At 70.6% G+C, this 15,866-nt stretch carries 17 protein-coding genes; 11 read left to right on the top strand and 6 right to left on the bottom strand.

Annotation, left to right across the window (positions count from 1 at the left end; translation table 11 throughout):
* Window positions 1-65 precede the first annotated feature (65 nt).
* Window positions 66-476: a CBS domain-containing protein gene (locus tag ACZ39I_RS14050; RefSeq protein WP_352390264.1), complete on the bottom strand. Its 411-nt coding sequence runs from the start codon at window positions 474-476 to the stop codon at window positions 66-68.
* Between the two features lie 169 nt (window positions 477-645).
* On the bottom strand, window positions 646-1,446 hold the full coding sequence (gene hisN / locus ACZ39I_RS14055) for a histidinol-phosphatase (RefSeq protein WP_451473427.1): 801 nt from the start codon (window positions 1,444-1,446) through the stop codon (window positions 646-648).
* Between the two features lie 207 nt (window positions 1,447-1,653).
* Here hisN and ACZ39I_RS14060 point away from each other — a divergent pair, with 207 nt between their 5' ends.
* On the top strand, window positions 1,654-2,262 hold the full coding sequence (locus ACZ39I_RS14060; RefSeq protein WP_467244704.1) for a TetR/AcrR family transcriptional regulator: 609 nt from the start codon (window positions 1,654-1,656) through the stop codon (window positions 2,260-2,262).
* 25 nt (window positions 2,263-2,287) lie between these two features.
* Here ACZ39I_RS14060 and ACZ39I_RS14065 read toward each other — a convergent pair whose 3' ends face one another.
* The 4 genes from ACZ39I_RS14065 to ACZ39I_RS14080 all read right to left on the bottom strand — a co-directional run bounded on the left by ACZ39I_RS14065 (window position 2,288) and on the right by ACZ39I_RS14080 (window position 5,886).
* Window positions 2,288-2,611 carry a DMT family transporter gene (locus tag ACZ39I_RS14065; RefSeq protein WP_352390261.1) on the bottom strand — a complete coding sequence of 108 codons (324 nt, stop codon included), beginning with the start codon at window positions 2,609-2,611 and terminating at the stop codon, window positions 2,288-2,290.
* Window positions 2,612-2,728: 117 nt separating this feature from the next.
* Window positions 2,729-3,739, bottom strand: a complete 1,011-nt coding sequence (gene rsgA / locus ACZ39I_RS14070; protein WP_393600588.1) for a ribosome small subunit-dependent GTPase A — start codon at window positions 3,737-3,739, stop codon at window positions 2,729-2,731.
* 12 nt (window positions 3,740-3,751) lie between these two features.
* A complete protein-coding gene (gene aroA / locus ACZ39I_RS14075) occupies window positions 3,752-5,077 on the bottom strand; it encodes a 3-phosphoshikimate 1-carboxyvinyltransferase (protein WP_467244705.1) in 1,326 nt (441 codons plus the stop codon).
* A gap of 86 nt (window positions 5,078-5,163) precedes the next feature.
* Entirely contained in the window at window positions 5,164-5,886 is a 723-nt protein-coding gene (locus tag ACZ39I_RS14080; protein WP_467244706.1) for a M50 family metallopeptidase, read from the bottom strand.
* Window positions 5,887-5,936: 50 nt separating this feature from the next.
* On the opposite strand from ACZ39I_RS14080, the gene ACZ39I_RS14085 reads away from it, so the two are divergent.
* The 10 genes from ACZ39I_RS14085 (at window position 5,937) to ACZ39I_RS14130 (ending at window position 15,865) form a co-directional block, all read left to right on the top strand.
* Entirely contained in the window at window positions 5,937-6,752 is an 816-nt protein-coding gene (locus ACZ39I_RS14085; protein ID WP_467244707.1) for an SOS response-associated peptidase, read from the top strand.
* A 1-nt stretch (window position 6,753) separates the two neighbouring features.
* Window positions 6,754-7,386, top strand: a complete 633-nt coding sequence (locus tag ACZ39I_RS14090) for an alpha/beta hydrolase family protein (protein WP_403660227.1) — start codon at window positions 6,754-6,756, stop codon at window positions 7,384-7,386.
* Between the two features lie 257 nt (window positions 7,387-7,643).
* The gene (gene sigR, locus ACZ39I_RS14095) at window positions 7,644-8,327 is read left to right on the top strand and encodes an RNA polymerase sigma factor SigR (protein ID WP_007384596.1); all 684 of its coding nucleotides are present in this window, start codon (window positions 7,644-7,646) and stop codon (window positions 8,325-8,327) included.
* On the top strand, window positions 8,324-8,626 hold the full coding sequence (rsrA, locus tag ACZ39I_RS14100) for a mycothiol system anti-sigma-R factor (protein ID WP_352390255.1): 303 nt from the start codon (window positions 8,324-8,326) through the stop codon (window positions 8,624-8,626). The genes sigR and rsrA overlap by 4 nt, the downstream gene beginning before the upstream one ends.
* 124 nt (window positions 8,627-8,750) lie before the next feature.
* Window positions 8,751-10,067, top strand: coding sequence for an HD-GYP domain-containing protein (locus ACZ39I_RS14105; RefSeq protein WP_467244708.1), 1,317 nt, complete (start codon window positions 8,751-8,753; stop codon window positions 10,065-10,067).
* Window positions 10,064-11,323: an HD-GYP domain-containing protein gene (locus tag ACZ39I_RS14110; RefSeq protein WP_467244709.1), complete on the top strand. Its 1,260-nt coding sequence runs from the start codon at window positions 10,064-10,066 to the stop codon at window positions 11,321-11,323. The genes ACZ39I_RS14105 and ACZ39I_RS14110 overlap by 4 nt, the downstream gene beginning before the upstream one ends.
* Before the next feature lie 104 nt (window positions 11,324-11,427).
* Window positions 11,428-12,408: a tetratricopeptide repeat protein gene (locus ACZ39I_RS14115; protein ID WP_467244710.1), complete on the top strand. Its 981-nt coding sequence runs from the start codon at window positions 11,428-11,430 to the stop codon at window positions 12,406-12,408.
* A gap of 73 nt (window positions 12,409-12,481) precedes the next feature.
* A complete protein-coding gene (gene def, locus ACZ39I_RS14120) occupies window positions 12,482-13,132 on the top strand; it encodes a peptide deformylase (protein ID WP_329247728.1) in 651 nt (216 codons plus the stop codon).
* A 280-nt stretch (window positions 13,133-13,412) separates the two neighbouring features.
* Window positions 13,413-14,498, top strand: coding sequence for an epi-isozizaene synthase (gene cyc1, locus ACZ39I_RS14125; RefSeq protein WP_467244711.1), 1,086 nt, complete (start codon window positions 13,413-13,415; stop codon window positions 14,496-14,498).
* Complete coding sequence (locus ACZ39I_RS14130; protein WP_467244712.1) at window positions 14,495-15,865, top strand: bifunctional albaflavenone monooxygenase/terpene synthase; 1,371 nt, start codon at window positions 14,495-14,497, stop codon at window positions 15,863-15,865. Before cyc1 ends, ACZ39I_RS14130 begins: the two co-directional genes overlap by 4 nt.
* The last annotated feature ends 1 nt before the right edge of the window (window position 15,866 follow it).

Here is a 15,866-nt window from a genome sequence, read left to right on the forward strand (position 1 = left end):
CTAACAGCTGGAGACCAGAACCCGAATGGATGTGAGTTTGGAAGGCTGCTCGATTTGGATTGAGTCTAATGCGAGGAGCCGGTGGCGGCCGGTACGCGCTCCCGTGCCGGCGCCCAGCAGCGGATGATGTCGCGGACCGAGACGATGCCCGTGGGCTCGCCGCGGTCCAGCACGATGAGGTGCCGGAAGCCGCCGTGGGCCATCGCCTGCGCGGCCTCCTCCAGGGTCCAGGTCGGAGTGGCGAAGACGACGTCGGTAGTGGTGTGGGCGTGGGCGTACTCCGTGTCCGGGCTCTGGCCCAGCCCTACGGAGTTCAGGATGTCGCGCTCGGTCAGAATGCCGGTGCCGGTGCCGTCGGGATCGAGGACCACGGCCGCGCCCACCCGGCGGGCGGACATCAGGGCGGCGGCCTGGCGGAGAGTGTGGGCGGGGCCGATGGTGAGGACCACCGTGCTCATGGCGTCGCGGACGAGCATGGGTTCGCAGTCACCTCCTGGGAACCAATGAGTTCGTTCATTGGTTCACAAGTTCACAAATGAGGGTCCCCTCAGGGTCGCAGGTAAAGCGAGGGTCAACAAGAGGGCGCGCGTCGCCGATTGAGGGCGTGCGCGCTCAGATGTGATTCCAGCAAGCGCTCCGCGAGCCCTAGTAGCGCTCGTTGAGATAACCCAGGAACTCGTCGTGGAGCAGGCCGTTGGAGGCGGCGGCGTTGCCGCTGTGCGGGCCCGGGCGGCCGTCGAGGCCGGTGAAGGTGCCGCCGGCCTCCGTGACGACGATCGCGTTCGCGGCCATGTCCCACAGGGACAGCTCCGGTTCCGCGCAGATGTCGATCGAGCCCTCGGCGACCATCATGTACGGCCAGAAGTCGCCGTACGCGCGCGTGCGCCACACCTCGCGGGTCAGGTCCAGGAAGCCGCCCAGGCGACCCTGGTCCTCCCAGCCGGTGAGGGAGGAGTACGCGAAGGAGGCGTCGCTGAGCCTGCCGACCTTGGAGACGTGGAGGCGAGTGGCGGAGGTGAGGCTGCGGCCGCTGAAGGCGCCGTTCCCCTTCGCGGCCCACCAGCGACGGCCGAGGGCCGGGGCGGAGACCACACCGACGACGGGCTGGTAGCCGCCCTCCGCCACCTCCATCAGGGAGATCAGGGTCGCCCAGACCGGCACTCCCCGGACGTAGTTCTTGGTGCCGTCGATGGGGTCGATGACCCAGCGGCGCGGGCCGGTGCCCTCGATGCCGTACTCCTCGCCGAGGATGGCGTCGCGGGGGCGGGCGCGCTTGAGGTGGCCGCGGATGAGTTCCTCCGCCGCCTTGTCCGCCTCACTGACCGGGGTCATGTCCGGCTTTGTCTCGACCTTGAGGTCCAGTGCCTTGAAGCGGGCCATGGTGGTCGCGTCGGCCGCGTCCGCGAGGACATGGGCGAGGCTGAGGTCGTCGAGATAGTCGGGCATGTGGCGAACGGTATCTGCCGGTGCAGGGATGGGGCCAGCGGGCCCGGGTGTGACGCCGCGGTGAGTTCGTGCTGGCAGAGCCGGGGTTCGGCTCGCCCACGTCGGCGAGATGCCGCCGCGCACGCCTCTTGGTGCCGTCCTGGACCCTTGACAGTGCCGCCGTGCGCGTCAAATCTGGGCGCAGAGCTGCTTGCTCCCTGGGAGGCGATGATGCCTGCTGCGCGGGAATCGCTGCTGGACGCCGCTTATGCGGCGTTGGCGCGTCGGCCGTGGTCCGCCGTGAGGATGGTGGATGTCGCGGCGACGGCCGGAGTGTCCCGGCAGACGCTGTACAACGAGTTCGGGAGCAAGGAAGGGCTGGCCCGCGCGCTGGTGAGACGAGAGGCCGACGGGTATCTCGTCGGCGTCGACCAGGCGCTCACCACGCACGGCGACGCCCGGGAACGGCTGACCGCGACCGCCGAGTGGACCACCGCCTCCGCCCGGGAGAACGCGCTGGTACGGGCCATGCTCACCGGCTGCTGGAGCGAGCGGCTGCCCTCGCCGGCACTCTCGGGCGTGCCGTCCTCCTCCGCCGTACCGGCACAGCGCCGGGCCGACGGACCATTGCCGTCACCCGGCGAATTCGTGGCGCTGGTGCGCGACCGCGCCGTCTCCGTCCTCGCCGGACCCGGCGTCCACAAGTCGGACGTCCCCGAACTCACCCGCTCCTGCGAACTCGCCGTCCGGCTCGCCCTGTCCTGCGTGGCGGCCCCGCCGGGCGAGGGCGGGGTCGCGGATCTCGTACGGAGCGCGCTGCACCGGCAGCCGGTGTGACGGGTGGTTCCGGTGTGGCTGGTGCCTAGTGCTGCGAGCCCGAGAGCTGGAGTCCGATCACTCCTACGATCACCAGGCTGATCGAGACGATCTTCAGCGTCGACACCAGGTCGTCGAGGAAGATCATCCCGTAGATCGCGGTGCCCGCCGCGCCGATGCCGGTCCACACCGCGTACGCGGGGCCGACGTCCAGCTTCCGCAGGGACAGGGTCAGCAGGCCGAAGCTGCCGAGCGCGAAGATGCAGAACGCGACCGTCGGCCACAGCCGGGTGAAACCGTGGGAGAGCTTCAGACACACGGCGAAACCGGTCTCCAGCAACCCGGCCACCACCACCAGCAGCCACGCCATGTGCTGTCCTCCCGTATGTCCGGCTCGGTGCGAGTATGCACTTACCGAACTCGCGTACACCCAAACAACGCGGAGGTCAGTCCCCCGGCCCTCTCCCTCAGTCTCCGGCCCTCTCCCTCAGTCCCCCTCCGTCCGCTCCCGCGTCGAGAGCAGGCGCCGCAGGGAGTACAGCCGGGCCGGATCCGCGTGGCCCTCGGCCACCCACGCGTCCAGCGCGCAGTCGGGCTCATCATGACTGCACGCGCGCGGACAGCCCTCGGTTCCCGGTACCAGGTCGGGAAACGCGAGGATCACACGGGAGGGGTCCACGTGATGGAGGCCGAACGACCGTACGCCCGGGGTGTCGATCACCCAGCCGGCGTCACCGGCCAGGGGGAGCGCCAGCGCCGAGGTCGTGGTGTGGCGGCCGCGGCCGGTCACCGCGTTCACATGGCCCGTCACGCGGCGCTGCTCCACCGGGACCAGTGTGTTGACCAGTGTCGTCTTGCCCACGCCCGAGTGACCGACGAAGGCCGTGATCTTGCCGTCGAGGTGGTCGCGCACCACGTCCGCCGCGCTGCCGCTCTCCAACTCCTCGCGGCTGGTGACGACGTACGGGATGTCCAGATGGCCGTACAGCTCCAGCAGCTTGTCGGGCTGGGCCAGGTCCGACTTCGTCAGGACCAGCAGGGGGGTCAGGCCGCCGTCGAAGGCGGCCACCAGGCAGCGGTCGATCAGGCGCGGGCGGGGCTCGGGGTCGGCGAGGGCCGTGACGATGGCGAGCTGATCGGCGTTGGCGACGACCACGCGCTCGTACGGATCGTCGTCGTCGGCCGTGCGGCGCAGGACCGAGGTGCGCGGCGAGATGCGGACGATGCGGGCCAGGGTGTCCTTCTCGCCGGACAGGTCGCCGACGATGTCCACCCGGTCCCCGACGACCGCGGCCTTGCGCCCCAGTTCGCGGGCCTTCATCGCCATGACGACCCGGCCGTCGACGAGACAGGTCAGGCGGCCGCGGTCGACGGTGAGGACCATGCCCTCGACCGCTTCCTCGTGCTTGGGACGGATGTTCGTACGCGGCCGGTTGCCCTTGCGGTTGGGGCGGCTGCGGATGTCGTCCTCGTCGGTGTGCTTGCCGTAGCGGCGCATGGCGTGAATCCCCTACGCCTTCTCGCTCCCGAGCATCCCGCTCCACATGTCCGGGAAGTCCGGCAGAGTCTTGGCCGTCGTCGCGATGTTCTCGATCTGTACGCCCTCGACCGCGAGGCCGATGATCGCGCCGGCCGTGGCCATGCGGTGGTCCTCGTAGGTGTGGAAGATCCCGCCGTGCAGCCGGCGCGGGCGGATGCGCAGGCCGTCGGCGGTCTCGGTGACGTCACCGCCCAGTTCGTTGATCTCCTTGGTGAGCGCGGCCAGCCGGTCCGTCTCGTGCAGGCGCAGATGCGACACCCCGCGCAGGGTGGAGGGGGAGTCCGCGAGGGCCGCCACGGCCGCGATGCCGGGGGTTAGCTCACCGACCTCGCCGAGGTCGACATCGATGCCATGAATCGCACCCGAACCGGTGAACACCAGGCCGTACTCGGTGAGTTCGCAGGAACCGCCCATTTCGGTGAAGATCTCGCGCAGCCGGTCACCGGGCTGGGTGGTGCGGGCCGGCCAGTCCGGGATCACGACCTTGCCGCCGGTCACCAGGGCCGCCGCGAGGAACGGCTGGGCGTTGGAGAGGTCGGGCTCGACGGTGAGGTCCCGGCCGAGCAGGGCGCCCGGCGTGACCCGCCAGACGTTCGGCTCGCCGCCCGACTCCGGGGTGTCCACCTGGGCGCCGACCGCGCGCAGCATGTCCACCGTCATCCGGATGTGCGGCATCGAGGGCAGGGTCGAACCCACGTGCCGGACCTCGACGCCCTGGTTGAAGCGCGGGCCGGAGAGCAGGAGCGCCGACACGAACTGGGACGACGAGGACGCGTCGATCTCGACCGGGCCGCCGTCCAGGGCGCCCCCGCCGTGCACCGTGAGCGGCAGCGCCCCGCGGCCGTCGTCGTCGATCCGCGCTCCGAGGACGCGCAGGGCGTCGATCACACCGGTCAGCGGGCGTTCGTACGACCTCGGGTCGCCGTCGAAGCGGATGGGGCCGTCGGCGAGCGTGGCGACCGGCGGCAGGAAGCGCATCACGGTGCCGGCGTTGCCCACGTCCACCGTGGCCGGGCCGCGGAGGCCCGCCGGCAGGACCCGCCAGGTCTCGCCGGTGCCGTCGGGGCCCACGCCCTCCTCGATGCCCACGCCCATCTCACGCAGGGCCGCGGCCATGAGGAGCGTGTCCCGGGAGCGGAGGGGGCGGCGCAGCCAGCCCGGCTCGGAGGCCAGGGCCGCCAGTACCAGTGCGCGGTTGGTGACCGACTTCGACCCCGGGACGTGGACCGTGGCGTCGACGGCTCCACTCGCGTGGGGGGCGGGCCAGAGGGCGGTGTCTGAGGGGTTCAGGGCCATAGGGTCACTTTAGTAGGGGGCCGCCTGTCGGGTGCGCCGCCGTCGTGGCCGGCCGCGTCCCCGGTGACATCGCTCCTTCGGGCCTGTCACACCTCCAGCAACCACCGTCCGCCGCCTATCAGCGAACACAGGCTCACCGCGTGGAACAGGAACAGCCACAGCCCTGCCGGCACGTGCGTCAGGCGGGACAACTGGTCCGCGTCCGAATCACCCGCGCCGCCCCTCGACCGCTTCGCCTGTAGCTCGAAAGCGGGACGCACCCCGCCCAGCAGCAGGAACCACACCACCGCGTACGCGAACGCCGCCTGCACCTGGGGTCCGGCGAGCCAGGACACCACCACGAAAGTGCCGCCGGTGAGCACCACCGTCAGCGCCCCGTAGGCGTTGCGGATCATCACCAGCAGGGCCACCAGCAGGGCCGTCGCCGCCCACAGCAGCAGAGTGATGCGGCCGGCGGAGAGCAGGGCGGCGCCGCCGAGGCCGAGCAGCGGGGGAGCGGTGTAACCGGCCGCCGCGGTGAGGATCATGCCGATGCCGTGCGGCTTGCCCCGGCTGACCGTGAGCCCGCTGGTGTCGGAGTGCAGCCGTATGCCGGTGAGCTGACGCCCGGTGAGCAGGGCGACCAGGCCGTGGCCGCCCTCGTGGGCGATGGTGATGGCGTTGCGCGAGAGCCGCCACAGCGTATGGGGGACCACTATGGCGAGCGCCGCCGCCATGGTGCCGAGCACCACCCACAGGTTGGGGTCGGGCTGCAGGCCGACGAGGCGGTCCCAGAGGTCGGGCAGCGCGGTCGATGCGGTGCTGTCCATGTTTCCCGGTGGCTCCCTCTCCTCGTGCGGAGTCTGGCAGTGTGGCACGTATGTGCGGACGGTATGCAGCCAGTCGTGGGCCCGAGGATCTCGCAGGAATCTTTGAGATCGAGAAGTGGGAGCCCGAGGAGACCCTGGAGCCCGACTACAACGTGGCCCCGACCAAGGAGGTCTACGCCGTCCTCGACCGTCCCCTGAAGGACGCCGAGGACCCGCGGCCGGTTCGGCAGCTGCGGAAGCTGAAGTGGGGGCTGGTCCCGAGCTGGTCGAAGACCCCCGAGGGCGCGGCCCGGATGATCAACGCGCGCGCGGAGACCGTGCACGAGAAGCCGTCGTACAAGAGGGCCTTCGCCACCCGCCGCTGCATCATCCCGGCCGACGGCTACTACGAGTGGGTCACCGGCTCCGGCGAGCGGGAGCTGGAGGTCGAGGGGAAGAAGAAGCGGCCGCGCAAGCAGCCCTACTTCGTGCTGCCCGCCGACGGTTCGGTGTTCGCGATGGCCGGGCTCTACGAGTTCTGGCGGGACAAGACCCTGCCCGACGACCATCCGCTGGCCTGGTGGGCGACCTGCTCCGTGATCACCACCGAGGCGGAGACGGGGCCGCTGGCCGTCTCCCCGGCCGACGGCCCGCGCTCCCTCGTCGACATCCACCCCCGGATGCCGCTGATGCTGACCCCGGACCGCTGGGACACCTGGCTCGACCCGTCCCGCACGGACCTGGAGGACCTGCGCTCGCTGCTCGCGCCCCCGCCCGAGGGGCTCATGCGGGCCTACCCGGTCTCCACCGCCGTCAGCAACGTCCGCAACAACGGGTCGGAGCTGCTGAAGGAGCTGGAGGGGCCGGAAGAGGGCACACTCTTCTGACGTGACCACCACGGAGATCATCAGCACCGAGGCCGGGGACGCCCGCGTCACCTGGCACCCGGCGCGCACGGCGCGGCTCGTGCTCGCCGTCAGTCATGGCGCCGGCGGCGGCATCGAGGCGCGGGACCTCCAGGCGCTGGCCGACACGCTGCCGCGGCACCGAGTGACCGTCGCCCTCGTCGAGCAGCCCTGGCGGGTGGCCGGCAAGAAGGTCGCGCCCGCGCCGAAGACGCTGGACGTGGGATGGCGGGGCGTCTGGCCCGCTCTCGTGGCGCCCGGCCTGCCGGTGATCTCCGGTGGGCGCAGCGCCGGGGCCCGCGTCGCCTGCCGTACGGCCGTGGAGCTGGGCGCCGCCGCGGTCCTCGCCCTGAGCTTCCCGCTGCACCCGCCGGGCAGGCCGGAGAAGTCCCGCGCCGCGGAACTGCTCGGATCCGGGGTGCCCACCCTGGTTGTCCAGGGCGGCAACGACCCGTTCGGGAAGCCGGAGGAGTTTCCGGACGGGTCCTTCGAGCTGGTCGAGGTGCCCTGCGGCGATCACGGCTTCGCCGTGCCGAAGCGGGCGGAGATCACGCAGGAGGAAGCCGTGACGGTTGTCACCGACGCGGTCTTGAAGTGGGCCGGGTCACTGGGATAAAGGCCCGGGAATGTTGGGCCGCGGACCTCTGTTGAGGCGGACAGAAGCGCTGAAGACACAGCGCGGACCGTCGTAGAGAGGAAGTCCGCCGCATGGGTTCGACCTACTGCCCGAGCCGCAGCAGCCGCGCTGACCTGGACTGGACAGTGCTGCATGCGGCCAAGACCACCTCTATTCGAGGGGCGGCAGGGACGGGTAGTCGTCTATCCTCCAATTCCGGTGGCATCGGTTTCGGTGCTGCCCGGAATCTTGAGGAGGTGGGTCCGGTCACTGGGATCGACGCAGGGACCGACAACGGCCAGGCGGAGCAGCCCGAGGGCCAGGGCGCGAGCACGGAGTCCACTGCGGAGCGCACCGCGCGCTTCGAGCGGGACGCGCTCGAATTCCTCGACCAGATGTACTCGGCCGCGCTGCGCATGACGCGCAACCCGGCCGACGCCGAAGACCTGGTGCAGGAGACGTACGCCAAGGCGTACGCGTCCTTCCACCAGTTCCGTGAGGGGACCAACCTCAAGGCGTGGCTGTACCGGATCCTCACCAACACGTTCATCAACTCGTACCGCAAGAAGCAGCGCGAACCCCAGCGCTCCGCGGCCGAGGAGATCGAGGACTGGCAGCTCGCCCGCGCCGAGTCGCACATGTCGACCGGTCTGCGCTCCGCCGAGTCGCAGGCGCTCGACCACCTGCCCGACTCGGACGTGAAGGAAGCGCTCCAGGCGATCCCCGAGGAATTCCGCATCGCCGTCTACCTCGCTGACGTAGAGGGCTTTGCGTACAAGGAGATCGCGGACATCATGGGGACACCCATCGGAACGGTGATGTCCCGACTGCACCGTGGCCGCCGCCAACTGCGCGGCATGCTCGAGGACTACGCCCGCGAGCGCGGGCTCGTCCCGGCCGGTGCCGGAGAGTCGAACGAAGCGAAAGGCTCGGGCTCATGAGCTGCGGAGAGCCGCACGAGACGGACTGCAGTGAGGTACTCGATCATCTCTACGAGTTCCTCGACAGTGAGATGCCGGACGTCGATCGCGTCAAGTTCAAGCAGCACTTCAGCGAGTGCTCGCCGTGCCTGGAGAAGTACGGTCTCGAAGAGGCCGTGAAGAAGCTCGTCAAGCGGTGCTGCGGCCGGGACGACGTGCCGACCGACCTGCGCGCCAAGGTCCTGGGGCGGCTCGACCTGATCCGCTCCGGACAGACCGTGCCGGAGCACGACGTGACGGCCTCTTCCCAGGAATCCTGAACCCTCCTTCAGGGCACGAGCTCTCGTCACTCGAACGTGCTAATCGGCAGGTGATCGGCCCACGCCGCCTCCCCTCGTCGTCCTAGGCTCCTCGCAACTGTGCGGACCGGGGCGGAGGGGCGACATGGAGGCGGTGCCGGCACGCGCGCGTGCGTACGTCGCCTGTGTCGCCGCAGCCGCACTGCTGTGTCTGCTGCCGCTGCCGGCCGTCCGCACCCCCTGGTGGGAACTCGCCCTGCTCGCCGCGCTGTACGCCGGCTGCGAGCAGGCCGCCGCCCGCCGGAGGTTCACCGGTACCTTCTACCCGGTCCTGCTCGCCGGCGCCTTTCTGCTGCCGCCCCCGGCCGCCGCCCTCGTGGCGCTGCCGGGGGCGCTGCTGTCCCCGGTCGAGCGGCGCCCCGGAGCGCTGCGCCGCATCTGGCGGGCCGCGCAGCTCGCGGTGAGCGTGTGGGCCGCCGCGCGGGTGCACGGGGCGACGGGCGGCCGGGACGCGGTCGCGACCGCCGACTTTCCGTACGCGCTGCTCCCCGCCGGGGCCGCGGTTCTCGTTTTCTGCCTGGTGCTGAGCATGCTGGACGGGGGGATCCTGGCGCTCGCTGAGAGGATTCCCGTACGGCGGGCCTGGCGCGGCCTGTTCCTCCGCTCCCTCGCCCCCGTCGCCGTCCACGGGCTGGCCGGGCTCATGATGGCCGTGCTGTGGCGCAGCCCCTACGGTCCCGTCGCCGCGTTGCTCGTCCTGCTGCCGATGTGCGTGTCGGGGTGGGTGTTCGCGCAGTACCACCGCGAGCGCGCCGCCCACCAGGCCACCATCCGGGCGCTGGTGCAGGCCGTCGACATCAAGGACGAGTACACCCGCGGGCACAGCGAGCGGGTCGGGCAGGCGTCGATGATGATCGCGCGGGAGCTCGGCATGGACGACGCCCGCACCGAGGTGCTGCGGTTCGCCGGGATCCTGCACGACGTGGGCAAGCTCGGCGTGCCGACGCGGCTGCTGAGGAAGGACGGACCGCTGACCCCCGAGGAGCGGCGGGTCATCGAGCTGCACCCCGAGTACGGGCACGAGATGGTGCGGGGCATCTCCTTCCTCGGGGAGGCCCGGGCCGCCGTGCTGCACCACCATGAGCGGCTGGACGGGAGCGGGTACCCCTACGGGCTGGTGGGTGCTCAGATCCCGGAGTCGGCACGGGTGGTGGCCGTGGCCGACGCCTTCGACGCGATGACCTCCACCCGCTCCTACCGGCGGGCCCGGCCCGTCGGCGCCGCGCTGGAGGAGCTGGAGCGGTGCGCGGGCAGCCAGTTCGACCCCCGGATGGTGACGGCCCTCGTCCGCGCCCTGTCCCGGCACGGCTGGCATCCGGCGGTCACGGCGGACGAGGCCGACGGGACCGGTGTGCCGCGCCCCCGCCCGACGACCACAGGGCGGCCCGGGGTACGCCGGTGAGCGCCCGGAAGGCGTCCCGACGGCTGCCGCCGCTCCTCACCCTCGTCCACACCTGTGCCGCCCTGCTCGCCCTCGGCTCCCTCGCCCTCGTCCTGTGGACCGGACTCGAGGAGCGCGGCACCGCCCTCGCCTTCGGGGTGCTGATCACCGTCGGTGAGCTCAACCGGCGCAGCGGCCCCCACGTCAGGGAGGCCGCGCCGCTGGGTGCCGCCGGGGCGCTGTCGTACGCCCTGCTCGGCGAGGACGCCGGCACGCCCACGCATCACGGCGTCACCCAGGCCGTCACCGTCGTCCTCGCCGCCTCCCTGGTCGGCAGCGTGCCGCATGTCGGACGCGGACAGGGGCCCACCGCCGACCAGCTCGCCCGCCGCGTGCTCACCGTCGGGTTCGCCGCCGTGTGCTTCCAACCCCTCTACAACCAGGGGACCTTCACCCAGTGGGGCGGCCCCGCCTACGCCCTGCTCCTGCTCGCCCTGCTCTCGCTGACCGCACTGTGCGACGCCGTGCTCGCCGCCGCCCTCGCGCACTCCCGCACCCGCTGGCCCTTCGGCCCGCTGCTCAGGGACGAGCTGCGGTCCCTGCTGGGCATCGGGTCCGCCGTCGTGGCCACCGGGGCCGTGATGGCGCTCGCGGTCGCCGTCGCGGGACTGTGGGCGCTGCCCGTGTTCTCGGTGCCGCTGCTCCTCACCCAGCTCTCCGTCCGCCGGTACGCCGCGGTCCGCTGCACCTACCGGCAGACGATCGCCTCTCTCGCCCGCGCCACCGAGATCGCCGGGTACACGCCCGCCGGGCACGCCCGCAGGGTCGCCGCGCTCTGCCGGGAGGTCGGGCGCGACCTGGGCATGTCCCGGCCCGAGCTCACCGTCCTGGAGTACGCCGCCCTCATGCACGACATCGGCCAGCTCAGCCTCGTCGACCCAGTGCCCGCGGGTGCCACCGCCGCCCTGCCCCTCGACGAACAGCGCCGCATCGCGCTGCTCGGCGGGGCCGTCGTACGGCAGACGGGCGTCGACGCGGCCGTCGCCGTGGTCGTGGAGCGGCAGGCCGACCCCTGCCGGGAGCAGCCGTTGGCCGCGCGGATCGTGCGGGCGGTCAACGCCTACGAGGAGAAGGCGCGGGACGCCGGACCCGGTGGGCCGCTGACCGCGCTGGAGGAGCTGCGCCTGGGCACCGCGGGGGACTACGCTCCGGAGGTCGTGGAAGCGTTGGCCCGGGTGCTGTCGAGGGACTGTCTGACCTCGCCCGTGACGGGGTAACCCATGGGTAATGAGCGCCCTTCCAAGCACACGTGGTTGGATGCGAGAGAGAGGGTGTCCGGGGGCACAGCCAGCCCACTCGACGGAACCGGCAGGCGGGAATCGTGAGGATCTTCGGCAAGGGACGGCACCGGCCCTCCGCCTCCTGGCGGCAGGCCACCGACCGCGCGTTCACGCTGATCGGCGACGGTCGGTACGAGGACGCGGGCGCGCTGCTGACACGTGCCGCGGACCTGGAGCCCTGGCTGTCCGAGTCCTGGTTCAACCTCGCTCTTCTGCACAAGTTCCGGCACGACTGGGAGCAGGCGCGGGCCGCGGGCCTCAGGGCCGTCGCGCTGCTCGACCGGGAGACCGGGGCGCCCGACTGGTGGAACGTCGGCATCGCGGCGACCGCGCTCCAGGACTGGCCGCTGGCCCGGCGTGCCTGGCAGGCGTACGGGCTGCGGGTGCCTGGTGGGGCGACCGCGTCCGGCGAGCCCCTCGGCATGGACCTCGGCAGCGCGGCCGTACGGCTGTCTCCCGAGGGCGAGGCCGAAGTGGTGTGGGGGCGGCGGCTGGACCCCGCCCGCGTCGAGGTGCTGTCCATCCCGCTGCCGTCCTCCGGGCGCCGCTGGGGCGAGGTCGTGCTCCACGACGGGGTGCCGCACGGCGAGCGGACCACGGCGTCCGGGCACGCCTATCCCGTCTTCGACGAGATCGAGCTGTGGGCGCCCTCGCCCGTGCCGACGTGGGTGGTCCTGCTGGAGGCGGCCACCGAGGCGGACCGGGACGCGCTGGAGCAGCTCGCGGCGGACGCCGGGTTCGCGGCGGAGGACTGGTCGTCGTCAGTACGGCTGCTGTGCCGGATGTGCTCCGAGTCGCGGATGCCGTCCGACGAGGGCGACGGGGAGCACCTGGACCCGCACGACCACAGCGAGCCGGGACACCCCGGGCCGCTGCGGCACCGCACGGACGGGCAGCTGTGGGTGCCGGAGCGGGAGTGCGGGGTGGCTGCGCCGGCCTCGCTGGTACGGGGGCTGTTGGACGGGTGGGTCGCGGACAGTCCGAATTCTCGTGACTGGCGGGATCTCGAAGAGGTCTGCTGAACATTCGCCGTACCCTGTATCAGCATCACACCCCCCATGTTCTTTGTTTGTGCAGGAAGGCGATCCGTAGGTCATGGCCCAGCAGGACACCGATCAGCAGCACGCGGGCGTGCTCCCCGTCGACGACGAGGGGTTCGTCATCGACACCGAGGACGCCGAGGAGCGGGAGAACGCCTGGCGTGAGCGCGGCACCTCGCGGCCCATCACCGTCGTCGGGAACCCCGTGCTGCACAAGGAGTGCAAGGACGTCACCGAGTTCGGTGAGGAGCTCGACCAGCTGGTCGCGGACATGTTCGCCAGCCAGCGCACCGCCGAGGGGGTCGGCCTCGCCGCCAACCAGATCGGCGTCGACCTGAAGGTCTTCGTGTACGACTGCCAGGACGACGAGGGCCGGCGGCACGTGGGTGTCGTCTGCAACCCGAAGCTCGTGGACCTGCCCGCGGACAAGCGCCGTCTCGACGACAGCAACGAGGGCTGTCTGTCGGTGCCCACCGCGTACGCGCCGCTCGCCCGCCCCGACTACGCCGAGGTCACCGGGCAGGACGAGAAGGGCAACCCGGTCAAGGTCCGCGGCACCGGCTACTTCGCCCGGTGTCTGCAGCACGAGACCGACCACCTGTACGGCTACCTCTACATCGACCGGCTCTCCAAGCGCGAACGCAAGGACGCGCTGCGGCAGATGGCCGAGAACGAGCCCCGCTACCCCGTGGTCGCCAACGACTGACGTCCCACCACCCCCGCACACCCGGCGCCTGTTCAGGGATCACTCCCCGAACAGGCGCCGTTCGTCTGTGCGTCGCACGTTCGATCGGATGTGCTCACATAGTGATCCGGTTCAGGTCACATGAGGGGAGAATCCCGACACCGTGGGGTAGTGAATGAAGCAAATCCATTCCCAGAATGGTCAGTTGTGGTGCTGAATGGGAAGTGCGGGGATACGCAACGGCGCACGCCCGGTTCAGCGCAGGGGTGCGTGCCAACTGGCGGCTGGAAGGGGTTTGTTCGTGTCTGCTTTCCCACACAGCACCACATCGACGCCGACGGCGATCGCGGTTCCACCGTCGCTCTCTCTCCCGGTGATCGAGGCAGCGTTTCCCAGGCAACTGCATCCGTATTGGCCCAGCCTCCAGGAGAACACCCGTACCTGGCTTCTGGAAAAACGGCTCATGCCGGCGGACAAGGTGGCCGAATATGCCGACGGACTGTGCTACACGGACCTCATGGCGGGGTACTACCTCGGCGCCCCCGACGAGGTCCTCCAGGCGATAGCGGACTACAGCGCGTGGTTCTTCGTCTGGGACGACCGGCACGACCGCGACATCGTCCACCGCCGTTCGCGCGCGTGGCGGCGGCTGAGGTTCCGCTTGCACGCGGCGCTCGACTCGCCACGGGACCATCTGCACCACGAGGATCCGCTGGTCGCCGCCTTCGCCGACTGCATGGTGCGGCTGTACTCGTTCCTGCCCCGGACGTGGAACACCCGGTTCGCCGGCCACTTCCACGACGTGATCGAGGCCTACGACCGGGAATTCCGCAATCGCACCAGGGGAACCATTCCCACGGTCAAGGAATACCTGGCACTTCGCCGCCTCACCTTCGCGCACTGGATCTGGACGGATCTGCTGGAGCCGAGCGCGGGATGCGAACTCCCGGACGGGGTGCGGAAACATACGGCATACCGGCGGGCGGCCCTGCTCAGCCAGGAATTCGCCGCCTGGTACAACGACCTCTGTTCACTTCCCAAGGAAATCGCGGGAGACGAGGTCCACAATCTCGGCATCAGTCTCATCAAACACCAGGGGCTGACCCTCGAAGAGGCGATCGGAGAAATGCGGAGGCTGATCGAGAAATGCGTGGACGCGTTCCTCGTGGCCGAGGCTGACGCCCTCCTTTTCGCCGGCAGTCTCGACGACGGCACCGTGCGCGGAAAGGAACTGAGCGCCGCCGTCCGGTCCTGCGTCCGCAATATGCGCAACTGGTTCAGCACCGTCTACTGGTTTCACCACGAGTCCGGCCGTTACATGGTCGACGACTGGGACGACCGGTCCACGCCCCCGTACGTCAACAACGAAGCGGCAGGTGAGAAATGACCGTCGAATCCGTGAAACCCGAAGCCACGGTGGCTCCCGAGTCGGGTGAGCCGCCGTTCGCGGGCGGGGGCGTCCCCGTCCTCGGCCACGGCTGGCGCCTGCTCCGTGATCCGCTGAACTTCCTGTCCGGGCTGCGGCGGCACGGCGAGGTCGTACGCCTCCGGCTCGGCCCGAAGAAGGTGTACGCGCCCACCACCCCGGAGCTGACCGGAGCAGTGGCCCTCAACCCCGACTTCATCATCGCCGGGCCGCTGTGGGAGTCCCTGGAGGGGCTGGTCGGCAAGGAGGGTGTGGCCACCGCGAACGGCCCGCAGCACCGGCGGCAGCGGCGTATCATCCAGCCCGCTTTCCGGCTCGACGCCCTCCCGGCGTACGGGCCGATCATGGAGGAGGAGGCGCACGCGCTCGCCGAGCGCTGGCAGCCCGGTGAGGCGGTCGACGCCACCCTGGAGTCCTTCCGGGTCGCCGTGCGCATAGCGGCCCGCTGTCTGCTGCGCGGCGACTACATGGACGAGCGCGCCGAGCGGCTGTGCGTCGCGCTCACGACGGTCTTCCGGGGCATGTACCGGCGGATGGTGATACCCGCCGGTCCGCTGTACAAGCTGCCCCTGCCGGCCAACCTCGCATTCAACCGCGCGTTGGCCGATCTGCATCTCGTGGTCGACGAGATCATCGCCGAACGCCGGGCATCCGGTCAAAAGCCGGACGATTTGCTGACAGCATTGCTGGCCGCGAAGGACGCGAATGGCGACCCCATCGGGGAACAGGAGATCCACGACCAGGTAGTCGCCATACTCACCCCCGGCGGCGAAACCGTCGCGTCCACGATCATGTGGCTGCTTCAGGTGCTCGCCGAACATCCCGAACACGCGGACAAGGTGTGCGCGGAAGTCGAATCGGTCACCGGTGGCCGTCCTGTGGCATTCGACGACGTACGGTCGCTCAGGTACACGACCTATGTAGTGGTCGAGACCATGCGATTGTGGCCCGCGGTATGGATATTGACGCGGCGCGCGGTGCGCGACACCGAACTCGGTGGCTATCGCATTCCGGCCGGGTCCGACATCGTCTACAGCCCGTACGCGATCCAGCGCGACGCGAAGTCCTTCGACGACAGCGCGGAGTTCGACCCTCTGCGCTGGAGTCCCGATCGCGCCAAGTCGGTTCCCAAACACGCCATGAGCCCGTTCAGCACCGGGAACCGGAAGTGCCCGAGCGACCACTTCTCGATGGCCCAGCTGACGCTGCTCACGGCGGCGCTGGCCCGGAAGTACCGCTTCGAGCAGGTGGCCGGCTCCGACGACACCCCCCGGCCGGGCATCACGCTGCGGCCGAACCGGCTCCTGGTGCGGCCCGTGCCGAGGTGAC

Source organism: Streptomyces sp. NPDC024687, from assembly GCF_055559055.1.